At 41.1% G+C, this 16,899-nt stretch carries 19 protein-coding genes and 2 pseudogenes; 3 read left to right on the top strand and 18 right to left on the bottom strand.

Annotated elements, in window-relative coordinates; genetic code table 11:
- The 3 genes and pseudogenes from D0463_RS14630 to D0463_RS14620 all read right to left on the bottom strand — a co-directional run.
- Nucleotides 1–263 (bottom strand): annotated as a pseudogene (locus D0463_RS14630) (hypothetical protein); the annotation flags it as partial.
- Between the two features lie 443 nt (nucleotides 264–706).
- A complete protein-coding gene (locus D0463_RS14625) occupies nucleotides 707–1,138 on the bottom strand; it encodes a FixH family protein (RefSeq protein WP_117308125.1) in 432 nt (143 codons plus the stop codon).
- Between the two features lie 81 nt (nucleotides 1,139–1,219).
- Complete coding sequence (locus tag D0463_RS14620) at nucleotides 1,220–1,483, bottom strand: hypothetical protein (RefSeq protein WP_117308124.1); 264 nt, start codon at nucleotides 1,481–1,483, stop codon at nucleotides 1,220–1,222.
- Between the two features lie 89 nt (nucleotides 1,484–1,572).
- Here D0463_RS14620 and D0463_RS14615 point away from each other — a divergent pair, with 89 nt between their 5' ends.
- Entirely contained in the window at nucleotides 1,573–1,818 is a 246-nt protein-coding gene (locus D0463_RS14615; RefSeq protein ID WP_117308123.1) for a DNA alkylation repair protein, read from the top strand.
- A 72-nt stretch (nucleotides 1,819–1,890) separates the two neighbouring features.
- Here D0463_RS14615 and D0463_RS14610 read toward each other — a convergent pair whose 3' ends face one another.
- Both D0463_RS14610 and D0463_RS19645 read right to left on the bottom strand, forming a co-directional pair.
- Complete coding sequence (locus D0463_RS14610; RefSeq protein WP_254052816.1) at nucleotides 1,891–2,244, bottom strand: MarR family winged helix-turn-helix transcriptional regulator; 354 nt, start codon at nucleotides 2,242–2,244, stop codon at nucleotides 1,891–1,893.
- Nucleotides 2,245–2,470: 226 nt separating this feature from the next.
- Nucleotides 2,471–2,617 (bottom strand): annotated as a pseudogene (locus tag D0463_RS19645) (DUF2188 domain-containing protein); the annotation flags it as partial.
- 263 nt (nucleotides 2,618–2,880) lie between these two features.
- On the opposite strand from D0463_RS19645, the gene D0463_RS14605 reads away from it, so the two are divergent.
- Nucleotides 2,881–3,660 carry an STAS domain-containing protein gene (locus tag D0463_RS14605; RefSeq protein WP_117308122.1) on the top strand — a complete coding sequence of 260 codons (780 nt, stop codon included), beginning with the start codon at nucleotides 2,881–2,883 and terminating at the stop codon, nucleotides 3,658–3,660.
- A 119-nt stretch (nucleotides 3,661–3,779) separates the two neighbouring features.
- Here D0463_RS14605 and D0463_RS14600 read toward each other — a convergent pair whose 3' ends face one another.
- The 3 genes from D0463_RS14600 to deoD form a co-directional block, all read right to left on the bottom strand.
- Entirely contained in the window at nucleotides 3,780–4,673 is an 894-nt protein-coding gene (locus tag D0463_RS14600) for an LCP family protein (protein WP_117308121.1), read from the bottom strand.
- Nucleotides 4,674–4,789: 116 nt separating this feature from the next.
- Nucleotides 4,790–6,262 (bottom strand): lmo1851 family serine protease, encoded by a 1,473-nt coding sequence (locus D0463_RS14595; RefSeq protein WP_117308120.1) that lies wholly within the window; start codon nucleotides 6,260–6,262, stop codon nucleotides 4,790–4,792.
- Between the two features lie 214 nt (nucleotides 6,263–6,476).
- Entirely contained in the window at nucleotides 6,477–7,181 is a 705-nt protein-coding gene (gene deoD / locus D0463_RS14590; protein ID WP_117308119.1) for a purine-nucleoside phosphorylase, read from the bottom strand.
- A 187-nt stretch (nucleotides 7,182–7,368) separates the two neighbouring features.
- On the opposite strand from deoD, the gene D0463_RS19955 reads away from it, so the two are divergent.
- Nucleotides 7,369–7,491, top strand: a complete 123-nt coding sequence (locus D0463_RS19955) for a hypothetical protein (RefSeq protein ID WP_230130791.1) — start codon at nucleotides 7,369–7,371, stop codon at nucleotides 7,489–7,491.
- 110 nt (nucleotides 7,492–7,601) lie between these two features.
- Here the strand turns inward: D0463_RS19955 and D0463_RS14585 are convergent, their stop codons facing one another.
- The 10 genes from D0463_RS14585 to D0463_RS20300 form a co-directional block, all read right to left on the bottom strand.
- Nucleotides 7,602–8,534 (bottom strand): manganese-dependent inorganic pyrophosphatase, encoded by a 933-nt coding sequence (locus D0463_RS14585; protein WP_117308118.1) that lies wholly within the window; start codon nucleotides 8,532–8,534, stop codon nucleotides 7,602–7,604.
- Nucleotides 8,535–10,107: 1,573 nt separating this feature from the next.
- Nucleotides 10,108–10,878, bottom strand: coding sequence for a sporulation protein (locus D0463_RS14575; RefSeq protein ID WP_117308116.1), 771 nt, complete (start codon nucleotides 10,876–10,878; stop codon nucleotides 10,108–10,110).
- Nucleotides 10,879–10,883: 5 nt separating this feature from the next.
- A complete protein-coding gene (locus tag D0463_RS14570) occupies nucleotides 10,884–11,594 on the bottom strand; it encodes a serine/threonine protein kinase (RefSeq protein WP_160118447.1) in 711 nt (236 codons plus the stop codon).
- Between the two features lie 422 nt (nucleotides 11,595–12,016).
- The gene (locus tag D0463_RS14565) at nucleotides 12,017–12,187 is read right to left on the bottom strand and encodes a YozD family protein (protein ID WP_117308114.1); all 171 of its coding nucleotides are present in this window, start codon (nucleotides 12,185–12,187) and stop codon (nucleotides 12,017–12,019) included.
- Between the two features lie 65 nt (nucleotides 12,188–12,252).
- Nucleotides 12,253–12,966 (bottom strand): hypothetical protein, encoded by a 714-nt coding sequence (locus D0463_RS14560; protein WP_117308113.1) that lies wholly within the window; start codon nucleotides 12,964–12,966, stop codon nucleotides 12,253–12,255.
- Between the two features lie 84 nt (nucleotides 12,967–13,050).
- Nucleotides 13,051–13,269: a YozE family protein gene (locus D0463_RS14555; RefSeq protein WP_117308112.1), complete on the bottom strand. Its 219-nt coding sequence runs from the start codon at nucleotides 13,267–13,269 to the stop codon at nucleotides 13,051–13,053.
- 325 nt (nucleotides 13,270–13,594) lie between these two features.
- A complete protein-coding gene (locus tag D0463_RS14550) occupies nucleotides 13,595–13,882 on the bottom strand; it encodes a YokU family protein (RefSeq protein ID WP_117308111.1) in 288 nt (95 codons plus the stop codon).
- Nucleotides 13,879–15,288, bottom strand: a complete 1,410-nt coding sequence (gene kamA, locus D0463_RS14545; RefSeq protein WP_117308110.1) for a lysine 2,3-aminomutase — start codon at nucleotides 15,286–15,288, stop codon at nucleotides 13,879–13,881. Before kamA ends, D0463_RS14550 begins: the two co-directional genes overlap by 4 nt.
- A gap of 165 nt (nucleotides 15,289–15,453) precedes the next feature.
- Nucleotides 15,454–16,344, bottom strand: coding sequence for a sigma-54 interaction domain-containing protein (locus tag D0463_RS20305; protein WP_367946589.1), 891 nt, complete (start codon nucleotides 16,342–16,344; stop codon nucleotides 15,454–15,456).
- A 26-nt stretch (nucleotides 16,345–16,370) separates the two neighbouring features.
- Nucleotides 16,371–16,841, bottom strand: a complete 471-nt coding sequence (locus D0463_RS20300; protein ID WP_367946588.1) for a PAS domain-containing protein — start codon at nucleotides 16,839–16,841, stop codon at nucleotides 16,371–16,373.
- Nucleotides 16,842–16,899 lie beyond the last annotated feature (58 nt).

The following is a 16,899-nucleotide window of genomic DNA, read 5'->3' as shown; positions in this document are numbered from 1 at the left end:
GCTGGTGCTGCTGGTTTTTGTACAGCTGGCTTTTGTGCTGGTGCTGCTGGTTTTTGTACGTTAGTAACTTGCTTAGGAGATTGAAGATTATATTTTGCTAGATATTGGTTTACTAGTTTTTCAGCTTCTTGCTGATTTGTAACCTTGTACACTACTGGTTTTACTTGTACATTTATAGTAGAAGCATCCGCTTGATTTGCTCCTGCACCTGATAAGATAACTGCAGCTGCTGCTGCGGCTGAGATAAACATTTTCTTTTTCATATTTTCTAAATCCTCCCCAAATTGTTTGGTTTGTTTCTTGCAAAATCATCATAACATGCGTTTTTTGTAATAATTGGTCCAACTATTGCCAAGATGTTTAAATGAGAAGAAACCAGGGAAATTAAATGAAGCAAAAATCAATAGAATACTAAATGAACCTTATAAGGACAATGCTTGATGGATAAATGGGACGATTTTCAGTGTTTAACTTAATCTTCCTGTCAATGGCAAGGATGCATCTCGTTTTCCATTTATGTACTAATAAAAGAGTATTGACAGTGTTTTAGGCAAGCATCTTTTGTAATAAAGATTACAAGTCTATTACAAATGTTATATCAATATATTAATATTCGGATTATCCTTGACAGAAGAAAAGAACCCCGACATAGTCAGGATTCTTTAGTTACTTCATATTAATGGTTATGAGAAGACTCCCCTTGTTCCTAGTCGTGTTCCATTTGATTGCTGCCGCTTTTCTCTTCAGGAGCACTCGGCTTTCCAATTACAAATTCTTTTTTTGGCATGCTATGCGTTCTTTTAGCACTAACATGGGCGTATACATAATAGGTTCCTTCTTCGGAAAAGGATTTTTCAAGCCTATAATCACCATTTTTGGCGTTGGTAACTTCAAACTTTTCATGGTTCTCGCTTTGAGAACGCCATATTTCGAATGTAACTTCATCCGCATCCGTGACTTTTTCTTTTCCGTACATCACCTCTGCTTCAAAAAGGACCGTTTCACCGGCTTCAGCCTTCCCCGGTTCAATGCTTAAATCAACCTCCAACATCTTTGGTACTTCATCTTTCTCCTCACTATTCGAGCAGCCTCCTAAAAAAGCGAAAACTGCTATAGTAAGTACGAACAATTTCTTCATGATGGATACCCCTTTGCATGAAATGGAAATAAACTTCTTTTATTAAGATATCATGGACTAAAGAAAAAAGACTAAACTATATTAACATTCTCCCATTATATTCACATACACAGAAAGAAGTTCAACTTTCTCTGCTTCCGTTAATTCTGAAGAAATCACCCTTTTCACACTGCTGTAAAACTTTTCGAATTTTGGCTTTCTCGTTCGCGGGTGGGCGTTCTCATCCAGCAATTCCCGTTTGATGAGTTCGTATAATAAATCAACCGGTGCTGAACTGTTGTCAGTTACTGTCCGATTGTTCCATATTCGCAAATATGAATCTAATAATTTTCCTGAATCATTCAACTGCTCCCACACCTTCTTTAAGAACCTTTTTCCTGGTACATATTTTGAACAATTTTGGCAAAAATAAACGGTAAAAAGGAGTGAAAAGATTGTCACAAGTATACCGATGCCCTAACTGCAAAACGAACAAAATGAGGTTTAATCTGATTCAACAGGTTTCCACACCTGTTAAAAAGGACCCTAATTCGGGTGACATCGTACAGCAATACACAAACGAGACATTGGATCCTTTCCATATTCCCTATAAAGGTCCGGATGTACGGGTTCAATGCGGAACATGCGGGTTAATTGAAGATGAAAAAACATTTGCCGCTTTTGGCCAAATGAATAGATAACGAATGAACTGAGGCAGAGATGGCTGCCTCTTTTTATATAGAATATAGTAAAGCTTCTACCCAAACCCACATTTAGCGTATTTTTTTAATAAGTTCGAGAAAAGTCGTTAGTTCTTCATCCGTCAGCTTGCCGAATTTCCTCGCCAAATATTCTGTTTTCTTAATTTCCAGATCCTCAATCATCTCTTTGCCTTTATCCGTCAATTCAAAATTAACGACCCTGCGGTCATTTTCCATACGGTTTCTTGTAAGCAGGTCCTTTTTTACAAGGGAGTCGGTTACAGTCGTTATATGACTTGCTGAAACGTCTAATTCCTTTGATAAGGCAGAAGCTTTTTGCGAACCTGACACCACAATAAATTTAAGGACCAAAAATTCGTTGCTGTTGATTTCTGTACCGAATAGTTCAGTGAACTCCTTTCGCATACTACGGAAAACACTTTTAAATTCTTTTTCAAGGAGAAACATTTTTTCTTGATTAATGGGAATCATTCCTTCTTCAACTCATTTGCTAACTGATAACAATTATAATTATATTCTATCATGACAAGATCAAAACTTGTAAATCAGCAGCAAAAAAGCAGGCCTGCCAACTTTGTGCAGGTCACTGCTTTTTCCATTCGTTCAATTAATCTTCTTTTTCCATTGCCATTTTTGCGCGATCGATCGCAATCGGGATGGCCCGTCCGTCTTCATAACCGTCGTCCAGCAGAGCGTTAGCAATCTCTATCGCCTTATTCCTGACATCAGCATCCAGGTTTTTCATGGCATCCGGATAATCATCCTTACTCCAAGGCATATTTGTACCCCCTTTAGAAATATTTTCCCAAATCTTTTCCCCTCAGTCCTGTAAAGAAAACATCAATATCGAAAGTCCCATTTAAACGAACTAACAGTTTCCATATTTTCACTACCTTTACAGGATTAGAATTGATATAATTTTGTAGTAGCTCAGGATAAATGGGCATTGATCGGGTAGTTCAATTTTACACTGGTTTCCGTACTCCTTTTCATACAAAGAAAATCTGCTCGTTCTGAAATAAAGATAAGGAGAAAAAATCTATGCCAATTGGTACAATCCCCAGTAATTTAGAATTAGAAGATGTGTTAGAACATATAGATGAGACAATCATTATAGCGGACTTGCAAAATACGATCGTTTGGTTAAATTCGGCTGCTTTAAAGACACTTGGTCCATTATTTTCCCTATACGGTGTCGAAAATAACGCTGAAGTCATCGGAATGCATATGAATTTTTTCCATAGCATACCTTCCCATCAATCCCGAATCATGAAGGAACTTGACTCAACGCATCGAACCGTTATTTCTATTAAAAATCTTTATGTTGCAGAAACTGTCATTACACCCATTTATGATAATGGAAAAAATAAACAGGGCTATCTGCTCATGCTATTGGATGTCACCGAAAAGGCGCAGCAGGAGAGGGAAAAAGAAAAAACCATCGAACTTTTGTCAACACCGATTTTAAAAATATGGGATTCGATATTAGCCATTCCTTTAATCGGCAACTTAACGAACGACAGAGCCGATAAACTGGCCGAAACGATTCTAAGAAAATGCGTCGAAGAACGGGCTGAGTATTTCCTTTTAGATCTTTCTTCATTATCCAAAATGGATGAAGCCAGCGGCTTTCACATTAATAAAATTTATAAAGCCCTTGAGCTTATCGGAACGCAGTGTTATATTGTCGGAGTTTCTCCATCACTTGCCCAATCGATCTCACTGTCTCATTACAAATGGAAAACATTTACTCATGTTCAGCATGCAATAAAAGATATCATCAACCAAAAAGGATTAGTGCTGAAGCCCGTCCGCGACTGATTAAAAAAACTTTCAGTTTGTCATAGATGAAAAGACACTCCATAGCTGGATTGTCTTTTCATCTATTTTGCAATGGCCCTTGCAGAAGCGAAGTTGCCTTATAGGAAAGTTTATATGTCCTATCTTTCAATAAATTCTTGTAACGCTGCTTGGTTTTTCTCTTTATCCAATTCCAAAACGGCCCCTGAATGGGGATAGGTCTCATCTGTATAACTGCCCTCTACCGGTATACGCAATGTCTCGACCTCATCGATTGGATTGAACAGCAGAGACGTTCCTATTTCAATAAGTGGTTTCATTCCAATATCCGTATCAATGAGTGAACGGGCTTCACCCAGTACATGCGGCATTGCTACTACTCCCTCTACAGATGAAAGCCGCTCAACAACCTTTTCTTTTAACTGAACAAGTACCTCCTGCTGCCGTTTTACCCGGCCAAAGTCACTTTCACTGTCATGCCGGAAGCGAACGTATTTCAGAATTTCTTCTCCGTGTAGAACATTTTCCCCCTTGCTTGCTTCAATAGTCATGTCCTCAATCATTTCCGGTTTCACATCTACTTTTATTCCCTCCGGTGAAAGAAGGTCTATCAGCTTTACAAATCCGTTAAAATCAATGATGGCTACATGATCGACTTTGATATGAAAATTATCATAAATCGTCTTTTTCAAAAGGTCGCTCCCACCCAAGTAATAAGCCATGTTGATCTTATTGTAATTCAGTTTGTATCCCGGAATTTTCACATAACTGTCTCTCATAATCGAAGCTAGCTTTATAATTTTTTGTTCCTGATCATAACGGGCGAGCAAGATAGCATCTGACCTAGAAGAAGCTTCCCCTCTTGAATCGACGCCAAGTAATAAGAAGGTCTTTTCATCCAATACAGTTTCAGAAACCGAGTCATTGGCGTCACTCGGAGAACTTTCTTTATTTTTAGATCGATCATCCGGGACTCCCATACAACCAGAAACAATAAGCACAAGGGCTAATATTGCAAGTGTGCGTAGTCTCATCACGTTCACCTCAGTTGGGAAAAGTATCCTTAGCTTCCCCTACCTTTTTCAAGAATATACCAGCATTTGCCTAATGATATAGAAAAGGCCATCTCACTAGGAAATGGCCTTTCACTTTATTTCATTTCTTCTTTTAAAATCTCGATCGCTTTTTTCACTTGGGTATCATTCTTAAGGATTTTTTCACGCAATGTTTCCATTAATTTCATCGTTGTTTCATCTTTGATCGTGCCTGTTGCCTTAAGCTTGTTGTCTTTCTGAAACTTAAGGACGGCTGCCTCTGTATCCTGGTCATAAAAGCCGTCGACTTTTCCTGGATTATATCCGGCAGCCTTCAGCATTTCCTCTGCTCCTTTAACCTCGGCGGAGGAATCCGATTCTTTCAGTTCCTTATCCGGAGAGATAAAAGGCAGATTTGCATAAGCCGGCAGTGATACGGCCACGTCCGGCTCAACTCCTTTTTCATTAATCCAATTGCCTTTTGGAGTCAGCCATCTTGCGGCTGTAAATTTAAAGTTGGATCCATCTTTAAAATCCTCGGCCGTCTGGACTGTCCCTTTACCGAATGTCTTTTCGCCAATCAGCTGGATTCCTGCTGATTCGCTGACCGCACCGGCAACAATTTCAGAGGCGCTTGCACTTCCTTTATCGATGACTACAACCATAGGCGTTTCCAATGTACCATCGTTCTCGGATTTAATGATTTCTTTCTTGCCTGAACGGTCTTCCACCTGCAGGATAATTTCTCCGTTCGGGACAAACATGCTGGCAATCTCTATCGCCTGATCAAGCAAACCACCCGGGTTGCCGCGCAAATCAAGGATTAAACCCTTCATGTTTTTCTCCTGCATTTCCGCTAAAGCCGTGCGCAGTTCCTTCGCAGTGTCATCAGAAAAGCTCGTCACCTGGATTTTAGCAATGCCATCCGGTAGCATTTCTGCATATACCGTTTCAATCGGGATCGTGTCCCGAACAATCGTCACCTTCATTGGCTCTGCATTAGCACGGGATATCATTAAGTCCACTTTCGTGCCTTTCTTCCCTCGGATATGTGTGACAGCCTCGCTTGAACTCATGCCCTGCAGGCTTTTCCCGTTAACACTCAGAATAACATCATTAGGCTTTAAGCCGGCTTTTTCAGCAGGAGAACCTTTGATCGGGGAGACTACCATGATCTTGGAGTCCTGTTCTTGAATTTCTGCCCCAATTCCCTCAAAGGAAGATGAAATGCTCTGATGGAAATTTGCCGCTTCCTCTTCATTCATATAATCTGAATAGGGATCATCGAGCGATTCAAGCATTCCGTTTATCGCACCATTAATGAGCGTATTGTCATCGACCTCTGTAAAATATTTCTTCTTTATCGTATCGTAGGTTGAATATAATTTATTAAACTCCTCACGCTGATTTGCCACTGATGGAGCGATGGACTGTACTTTTTCGTCGCCAAACGTCAGAGCAAGCGTTGTAATTGCTGCGGTTAAAAAAATAAGCATAAAGATCCCCATGATGAATGGGAATTTTTTTATTTTAATAAATGCAGAACCCTTGTCCGGCTCCTGAGGTTTATTTTCCTCTTCCACTAACATATCACCACTTTCATGCACGGTTAGATGCAAGCATATAATTGTAAAGACTATTTTATCAGTGTTTACGCGAAAACGCGAAAAAAAAAATATCCTACAGTAATTTGTCTTAAAAAGTTTCTCGTAACAATAAGATAAAACGGGGTTCGAGAAGAACCAGTACTATCCAGTACGGTCCCCTTCACTTCTCGAACACCCGTTAACCAGCTAAGAACTTTTATTCCTGGATCGCTGCTTCCAATGCAACCTCAATCATGTCACTAAAAGTCGTTTGCCTCTCCTCGGCCGTTGTTTCCTCTCCTGTGAGAATATGATCGCTTACGGTTAGCACGGACAAGGCTTGACGGCCTAACTTAGCTGCAATCGTATATAAAGCAGCGGTTTCCATTTCGATGGCGAGAATTTGATATTTCGCCCACTTTTCGAGGTCGCTGTTATCATTATAGAATTGGTCAGCAGTAAAAACATTGCCTACCTTTATCTGGAGACCTTTGTTAATGCCGGCTTCATACGCCTTTTTTAACAAATCGAAATCAGCCGTCGGAGCATAGTCCACTCCACCGAATGTAAGGCGGTTCATCTGGGAATCAGTCGATGCACTCATGGCGAGGATAACATCCCTTACCTTTACATCCTTTTGGATCGCTCCCGCTGTTCCTACGCGAATCAACTTTTGAACATTATAGCTTTGCATAAGTTCGTTTATATAAATCGAAATCGAAGGAACGCCCATCCCTGTTCCCTGGACGGAAATGCGCTTCCCTTTATATGTGCCTGTGTAACCAAACATGTTACGGACTTCGTTATATAACTTGGCATCATCTAAAAAGGTTTCAGCAATATACTTTGCACGAAGCGGGTCGCCAGGCAGCAGCACCGTTTCAGCTATTTCGTTTTCTGCCGCTCCAATATGTACACTCATACTAATACCTCCTATAAACTCGGGTTAACAAATAAAGCATCGCTTTTAACTATATCATAATATCTCCATGTTTGGAAAAAAGAACCCCATTGCCATGCAGTTCTCTTCTCATATTTTTTGATGATTGCCCTCAAAATATAACCAGGGACGGAAATCCTCAGAAGCATTCGTACACAGGAGGTCAAATATGGGGAAAAAACACCGAAACCGCTTAACACCTAAAAAAAATAATCATATTCCTGCTGACACAATCATCGCCGAACACGAAGCACATGCTAAAGAATACTCGGCGATCAGAAGAAAGCCGTAGCAATCGATTAAGCGCATTTGCACCTTATGCAGAGAGGAGAGTTTGCACGTTCCTCTCTGCTAAATAAAGAAACCACCGTATATAGCAACGGTGGTTCCCTATCCTAAAAATTAAAGAGCATTAAATGTTTCAGTTAATACTGGAACGATTTGTTTTTTTCGTGATACTACCCCTTTTAAAACTGCTGTATGGTTAGACAGCTGGACGTTATAAGCCTTTTCCACCGCCTGCGTTGCGTTACCAAGAGCAAGCGCGACCGAATCATTGGTTAAGATATCGGTAACCACAAACAGGAATAGATCAAGGTTTTTCTCGGCGATGACTGAAGCAATTACAGTTTCAAGTTCTTCTTGGTGAGCAAGAACTTCATTCGTATCCACTGCGTTCACCTGCGCGATCTCCACTTTCTTGCTTCCCATTGAAAATTCTTTCGCGTCAAGAGAGATAAGGTCTTTCGCGGTTTTATCGCTCAGATCCGCACCTGCTTTAAGCATTTCCAGCCCGTAGCTTTCACTATCCACCCCTGCGATTTCAGCCAATTCACGGGCTGCCTGAATGTCTTCATCCGTGCATGTCGGGGATTTAAAAAGCAAAGAATCTGAAATGATCGCTGAGAGCATCAAGCCGGCCGTCGCTTTCGAGATTTCGATGCCTTTTTCTTTGTAAAGTTTATTTAAGATCGTTGCCGTGCAGCCAACCGGTTCGGCCCGGTAATATAATGGATCGCTTGTTTCAAAGTTGGCGATGCGATGGTGGTCGATAACCTCCAACACCTGAACTTTTTCAAGATCTGAAACACTTTGCTGGCGTTCATTATGGTCAACGAGAATGACGCCGTCCACTTCGTTTGCCACCGTTTCTACCAGACGAGGCGCTTCTGCCTTAAAGTAGTCGAGAGCGTATTGGGTTTCACCGTTGATTTGCCCTAACCGGACCGGTTCAGCATCAATGCCTAACTTTGTTTTTAGTTCTGCATAAGCGATAGCGGAACAAATGGTATCTGTGTCTGGATTTTTGTGTCCGAAAACTAGTACTTTTTCCATGATTCTCTCCCTCGGTCGTCGAATGGTTTTTAACAGAGCCACGAGCAGCCCCATTCCTACCCATCATTTTATCATAAACTCCGCTACTTTCAATTTTGGAACCAAAAAAATTTATGCAGTATCTATAATAAAAAAAGCGTAAGTAAGAACATCGACGAAAAATTGCCTCATCATTATGTCTTCTCTGATCACCGCTCATATTTTTATGGCATCGCTCATATATTTGGATAATCGATCATATTTTCCGATAATCGCTCATATGTTTGGATCACCGCTCATATTTTCGGAGCATCGCTCATATTTTCGGAGCATCGCTCATATTTTCAGATTACTGCTCATATATTTAGAGCACTGCTCATATTTTCGGAGCATCGCTCATATTTTCAGATTACCGCTCATATTTTCGGAGCATCGCTCATATTTTCGGAGCATCGCTCATATATTCAGATTACCGCTCATATTTTCAGATTACCGCTCATATATTCAGATCATCGCTCATATTTTCGGAGCATCGCTCATATATTCAGATTACCGCTCATATTTTCGGAGCATCGCTCATATTTTCAGATTACCGCTCATATATTTGGAGCATCGCTCATATCTTCGGAGCATCGCTCATATCTTCGGAGCATCGCTCATATGTTTGGATCATCGCTCATATTTTCGGATCATCGCTCATATATCAGATTACCGCTCATATATTCAGATCACCGCTCATATTTTCGGACCTTCGCTCATATTTTCAGATTACCGCTCATATTTTCGGAGCATCGCCCATATATTCAGATCACCGCTCATATGTTTGGATCATCGCTCATATTTTCGGATTATCGCTCATATATTCGGATTACCGCTCATATTTTCGGAGCATCGATCATATATTCAGATTACCGCTCATATATTCAGATCATCGCTCATATTTTCGGAGCATCGCTCATATTTTCGGAGCATCGCTCATATTTTCAGATCATCGCTCATATATTCAAATCACCGCTCATATTTTCGGAGCATCGCTCATATATTCAGATTACCGCTCATATTTTCGGATCATCCCTCGTATATTCGCATAATCGCTCATATATTCAGATCCCGCTCATATTTTCAGATTATCGCTCATATATTCAGATCATCGCTCATATTTTCGGAGCATCGCTCATATATTTGGATCACCGCTCATATTTTCGGAGCATCGCCCATATTTTCGGATCACCGCTCATATATTCAGATTACCGCTCATATATTCAGAACACTGCTCATATATTCAAATCACCGCTCATATTTTCGGAGCATCGCCCATATTTTCGGAGCATCGCTCATATATTTGGATCATCGATCATATTTTCCGATCATCGCCCATATTTTCGGATCACCGCTCACATGTTTGGATCATCGATCATATTTTTGGATCACCGATCATATTTTTGGATCACCATATTTTCACAGCCGATGTAGTTCTTATCCTATGTTGGCATTGATTCAAATGACGTCCTCGGCGTCGATGCTAGACATCTTGAAAGTAAAAGTTTTCTTGCTATCAAAAAATGCCACAGGGCTTCCTGCGGCATTTTTCAGTTTAAACGTAACGGCTGATGATCCCGTTTAATTTTTCTTTCAGTACAGGAATCTCTGAAGCGGAGATGAAACCTCTTACTTTTGTCTCATCCATATCCAGCGTCTCAGCAAACAGACCGGCAATTCCTTTCGCTTTTCTATCCACTTCAATCAATACTTCAGCTTCTTCTCTGTTTTTCAAGAAAAAGGCAATTTCAAGCTCATCCAGTTTACCTTTATAAGCGCCTGTTTTCGGAATGAACTCAAATTCTTGTATAAATGGCATTTTTTTTCGAAAGCGGTAGGGTGCTTCTTCACAATCCGCGTTTCTGAGCTGAAATCCAAGGGCTTCCAATGCAGAAAAAGTGGATTGTATCAGTTCATTGGGCTCTATGCGGATAAAATCTTCGTCCTTGGGATCGACGGCGTTTTTAATATCAAGACCGGTAGAAATCCATACTTTTGTCTTTCCTGAGGTCACCGGCGTTTCATACGGCAGATTAAAAGTAAACGGAATTTCTTTTTTCTCCGTCGGAGCTACTTCAAACGGCTCATTGATACGGATTTTATGGATCGTTGCAATCTGTGTAAGCTTCTTGCCATCATATTCCTTCACATAGGTTGTATGCACGGATAAATAGATTTCGTCTATTTTTTGGGGAACACTGCCGCCTATGATTTCGACTGAACCGGTAACTAAATCACCCGGTCTGAACCGTTCCCTCTCAAGCTTTGTATCGACATGGGCACTTCCAATCCCGATGCTGGCAAGGACTTTGTTAAAAACTGACATTCCACTCACTCCCATTGTGTTTTGATATGTTTTTTTATCTCTGTTAATGCCTGATCACTGCTGTCAAAGGGCAAATCACTCATAAGCAGCTTTTTTATGATCCTTATTGAATCAGGGTGAATCGTTAATTCTTCATCCCATGCCCGCTCATTTTTCGCTACAGGCGTATAGCCGGAGTATAATAAAAATAGCAAGAAATGACCGATCGCGTATAAATCACTGGTAAAGTGAATTGGTTTCCGCGGATCTCCATTACCCGTATCGTCAGGACTATGATCTGCCTTGCGCGCCAGACCAAAATCAATGATGAACATATCTATCCCGTTTGTCAGAATGTTGGGAATGCGCAGGTCCCGATGGATGATGCCTTTTTTATGAAGCTCTGTCACTTTGGCAAGAATCCGGGCCGATATTATAAAGGCTTCTTGCTCAGTAAACACTTTATCCTCCGAGAAGATTAGCTGCTCAAATGTTTTTCCATTCTTATACTCCATGACCATATAGGGTGTGCCTTTCCACTTGCCCTTTTCAATAAGAGCCGGAAAGGCATGATCAGCAAGTTCTGACAGCAGCTGTCCCTCGATAGTAAACCCTTCTTTTGCTTCCGCAGAATTCAATTTATGATAATTCATCCTTTTTAAGATATAGAGGCGGTTTTCCGATGGGTCCTTTATTAAATAAGCCGTCCCGAAGCTGCCTTTACCTATCTTTTTCATGAACAGCCACTGTTTATTTTTAAAAAACGACCATCGGAAAAGCAAATCAAAAATGGGCTCGCCTATTACTTTAAGAGTTATCTTTGTCATAGTTTTCTAACTGCTGAAAAAACCTCGGGATGATTTCTTGTGTTTTTTCTTATAATGGTTGTGCCCGTAGTTTTGATGGTTTTTCATATTCTTATTGTTCCAATCGCTGCTTGAATGCATAGGTCTATGTTTGCTATGGCCATCGTTCAATAATTTCTGAAGCAATTTTTTAATCACCTAAAGCCCTCCTATTATTTTCTTCTTTCTAGTAAATACGTTTACCTTTTGAGAAGGTTTCAAACATTTTTCCAATAAATAAAACGACGGGGAAGTCCGTCGTTTTGTAATCGTCCATTTTTCAAGGGCAATTTATGTGTTATTCATAGATGCCGTTATCCCTCTGTGTCCTCATCAATTATGCATTTTTCAATCAAGTAATCAAAGGTAATATCAGCGAGATCCTCCAATTCATGTTCTGTAGGGATGTATCCCCGCCTCATCAGCTCCTGAAAGAAGAATTCGGCAATTTCTTCTGTATCAATAAAAACTTCGATTTCCCCCATATCATCGCCCCCTTACTAAGGTGTATGAATGAAGGCTTTCATTTATTCCTGAGCAATCATTACTCTCAATTTTGCATCTTCTTTTTGCCCTTATCATACAGTTCTTCAGCCAGTTCCCTGATCTTCATCATTGCCAGATTCATCACGTGTTTATACTCATCGTCTTCATACATTTGATATAAAATCCGATAATCGTTATATAAATCGAGCAGGTCATCAATCAGCTGCTTTTTTTCGGCAATCATCTCCATTCTCTCTTTTTCAGATTTACGAGGTGTCGAGGGTCCTCCGGCAGGTTCCTTTTTCCGGGGCTTTTTATTAATCGGGTGAAGCAATCCCAGCTTCTGAATGATTTTGTCCGCTCTCTCAGCATCGGCGATAAGAGTTAATTCTTCCTCGTGTGCCTCGAGCCACTCGCCGTCTGAAATCCGGGAAAGCTCATAAATAACATCTTCCCAAGCATTTTCTTTATATCTCCAGATCTCCGTTCGAAAGCCGACCACCTTAAAATAATCATTTCCATACCCATCCACCTGAACAAGGTCACCGAAGAAAAACTTGTATTCAATATTAATTTGTTCTTTATCAAAAAAAACTTCACCTTTATATTCAAAGATGTGCTGAAGCGCACTTTCTATATATAAGCTTTTATTGTGGTTTACTTCGTATGCATAAGTGCCGTCAACATACTTAACATCCGTGACGTTCCCGACTGTCCCGTACATCGTAATGACCACCGTATCACCCTTCTTGAACTTCGGCTCTTTCCTTTTCCCCATTAGTGACATCCCCTCAAGCATCGCCCTCAAGTTTAATTAAAATAGTATATGCAGTGGGAAATATTCGGGTTAATGGAAAAGTGTTCAGCCTTCAGTCTGAATATACAACTCCCATGCTTGATCAAAAACGGTCATACTATCCAGATAGTGACCGTTCATTTCAAGATAGGTGCTGATTTCATGATAATCGGAAGATTGCTTTGGAAAACCATGATCTTCATATGCTTGATTAGCAAATGCCGTAATCTCATCAATGTTTTTCGGCTGTCTGTACTTCATTAGAAAATGATAAAAAGATTTCATTACAATCCCCTTTTTAATTAGTTAATAATAGACTTTATTTCGATATTACTATAGCGGATGAAATCACCACGGTCTAGTTTAACGTTCATTCGGCTATGTACGTTTCTCCTCTTATTATGAATCCTTTGCAAGATAAAAATAACCCTGGATTTATATGCAAAAAACATTCTTAAGAATTGTTAATCAATAAAGAAAACTCACCCTCCGGTGAGTTCCTCCGTGTATGCTATTTAAGCTGCTCTTCTTTCTCGCCTACTGTTTGCTCCGGTTAACCTTAATTAAAACCAAATAATCCATTTTGAAGCAGTTTGACCGGCTCCCGCCATCAGGAAAAATCAAAATAATTCCTTTTCAAAAGCCTTGGCACCTTCATTAACTCTTCGAATGGAATTGATTTATCCAGCTGGGCTGTGTTTATTAAAAAGAGCTGATCTTCAATTTGCTTAACGATGCTGTCCACCTGATAACAGGCACCGCAGGCATCACATCGTTTGGAAGGGGTTGCTGTAATTTCAATCGCTTTTGTGCCATCCGGCAACTCCCAATAGACCGGGGCCGTAACATCAGAAAGGCTGCCTTCGTTGCACCACTCGCATATCTCCACTTTGATCATCCTTTTTCCTTTTCTTTTTCACTGTCCTTCGCCAGTTGCGCTTTAAATTTTTTTTCTTTTAAGGTGTCTCTTTTTTCACGCTGGTCTTTTAGCGATGCATGACTTGGATTCAATTCATAATCCTTTCGTCTGTCCATTCGCTTCAATCCTTCCGGTACAAGATTGAACTGTTTATCGTTCATTAAACCGGCAATGCCGGTATCTGAGCCCTTCTCTTCCATATCAGGATAGATATGCTTGAAATAATCATCCGCTCTGCCGGGCGTGTAGTTCTCCGGCTCCGGGTAACTGGAGATGACCCCTTCAAAATTGCGAAGAATGGTTTTGGCCGGTGATTGCGAAAGAATATAGTTAGGCTGAAGGGTAACTTTTCCGCCTCCTCCAGGTGCGTCGACGACAAAGGTCGGCACCGCATAGCCCGAGGTGTGGCCACGAAGTCCCTCGATGATTTCGAGTCCTTTTGAAATCGGTGCGCGGAAATGACCGATTCCTTCGGATAGATCACATTGGTACATATAATATGGACGCACTCTGATTTTGACAAGGTCATGGACCAGTTTTTTCATGATCGCCACGCTGTCATTAATACCGGCCAGGATAACAGCCTGGTTACCGACCGGGACACCCGCATTAACAAGCATTTCACACGCTTTTTTTGACTCTTCGGTTATTTCAATCGATGTATTGAAATGGGTATTCAGCCAGACTGGGTGATATTTCTTTAATATTTCACACAGGTTTTCGGTGATTCGCTGCGGGAAGACAACCGGTGCCCGCGTACCAATTCGGATGATTTCAAGGTGCGGGATCTCGCGCAGGTTTTTTAAAATATATTCTAAAATGGTGTCATTAATCAGCAGACCGTCCCCGCCTGAAATGAGGACGTCCCGGACTGCCGGCGTTTCCCGGATATAGCTGATGGCCCCGTCCAGCTGTTTTTTCGGCACACCCATCCCAATTTGTCCTGAAAATCGGCGGCGCGTACAATAACGGCAGTACATGGAGCATTGGTTTGTCACCAAAAACAGGACTCGGTCCGGATATCTGTGTGTTAATCCCGGAACCGGTGAATCCTCGTCCTCCGCAAGCGGGTCTTCCATATCATATTTCGTTTTGTGCATTTCTTGTGAGATCGGGACTGACTGCATTCTGACCGGACATCTCTTGTCATCGGGATCCATCAGGGAAGCGTAGTAAGGTGTAATATTTAAAGGAATTGTTTTCGTAGAAATCCTGACGCCTTCTTCTTCATCAGGAGTTAGATTAATGACCTTTTTTAAATCTTCCAGCGTTCTGATTGTGTTCGTTAACTGCCAAATCCAATCATTCCATTTTTCCTCTGGCACGTCTTTCCATAGCTCAATGTCCTGCCAATGGCGTTTTGGTTTGTATAAATTATGAATCATGGCACTGCCTCCTTGTTTGTGGTTACTGATAATTGATGCAAGAAGCATGCCAAAATGTATAAGAAGCAGATTCACTTCAAAAAAAAGAGCCCATCTGTTAGCATGGGCCTCTTAAAAGTTTGCAACATCCATTTATTTTTGCAGTAACATTTCATTTTTGTTCATTCACTCGTTCAGAATCTCGTGCTTTTTGATTTTATATTGCAGCGTTTGTCGCGGGACTTCGAGAATTTTAGAAGCCTGATAGACATTGCCATTCGTCTGAACTAGGGCCTTCCGTATCAGTTCTTCTTCCGTTTTTTTGATTGCTTCCCTTAGCGGCAGCAAATGTGTATTGATTCCTGAGAAACCGTTGAATAATATCGGGAGCTCATTTTCCGTTAAAACATCTTCTTCTGTAACGTTCATCATATATTCGATCGTATGCTTTAATTCCCGGACATTTCCCGGCCAATGATAATGTAAAAAGGCACTTTTCACCTTTTGATTCAATCCTTTTACTGTTTTGCCAAGGTTTTGGTTGAACAACGACATGAAATGATTGGATAGCAATACGATATCCTCTTTTCTTTCTACTAAAGGAGGAAGTCTGTAGCTCATGACATTCAGCCGGTAAAACAAGTCGGCGCGAAGGTTATTTATCTTAAGTGCTTCTTCAGGATGGATATTCATTGCGGCAATTACTCTTACATCAACGGAGGTGCTTTTCGTGCCGCCTATCCTTCTTACGAGTCCGTCCTCCAACACCCTTAACAGCTTTGCTTGCAGTTCTATCGGCATCGACTGCAGCTCATCAAGAAAAAGCGTTCCTTCATGAGCCAGTTCAAACAGCCCCTGTCTGTCCATCGCTCCTGTATAGCTGCCCTTGGTCGTTCCGAACAACAGACTTTCGAGCAGCGTATCGGGGAGCGCTGCACAATTTTGGGCGATGAACGGGCCATTCCGCCTCTTGGAAGCATTATGAATACTTTGAACGAATAGTTCCTTGCCAACGCCGCTTTCCCCATAAACCAACACGGACGAAGATGAATATGCCGCTTTTTTTCCTTGTTCGATAATCTGCCGAAACAGAGGACTGTCAGTTAAAATATCCGAAAATGAATACTTGGCGCCATTATGGTTCGTCGGCTTTTTTTCTGCTTGGTTATCGTGCTTTCGAGGTCCAATAATCGTTCAGACAGCACCCTTAGCCTGGAGACATCCTTCGCTATCTCCACCGCTCCAATCAGACTTCCTTCCACGAATATAGGCAATGTTGTGTTCATCGTTTCGATCATCTTTCCATGAAGATTCACATAGGATTGACCTTTGTATGTAATCGGCTTTCCTGTCTCGATGACTTTCAGCAGTGTGGAAGAGTGCCTGGTCAAAGAGGGGAATGCCTCCAACAAAGGCCTTCCCAACACCTCTGTAATTTCCAATCCGTCATGTACCGCTGCCACTGCATTATAAAAAATCGTAATCCCCTTCGTATCAATGACATGGATTCCTTCATCAATACTTGTTAATATCGCTTCTAATAGTTCTCGGGTGTTATAAAGTTCAGCTGACACCTTCTCACTCCTTATAGCTTGCATTTCCCCTGACGTGGAGGTTTGCTTACTACCATAT

The organism is Bacillus sp. V59.32b (assembly GCF_003429085.1).
In the GTDB taxonomy this organism is placed as follows: domain Bacteria; phylum Bacillota; class Bacilli; order Bacillales; family DSM-1321; genus Peribacillus.
This window is presented reverse-complemented; position numbering and strand designations above follow the sequence as displayed.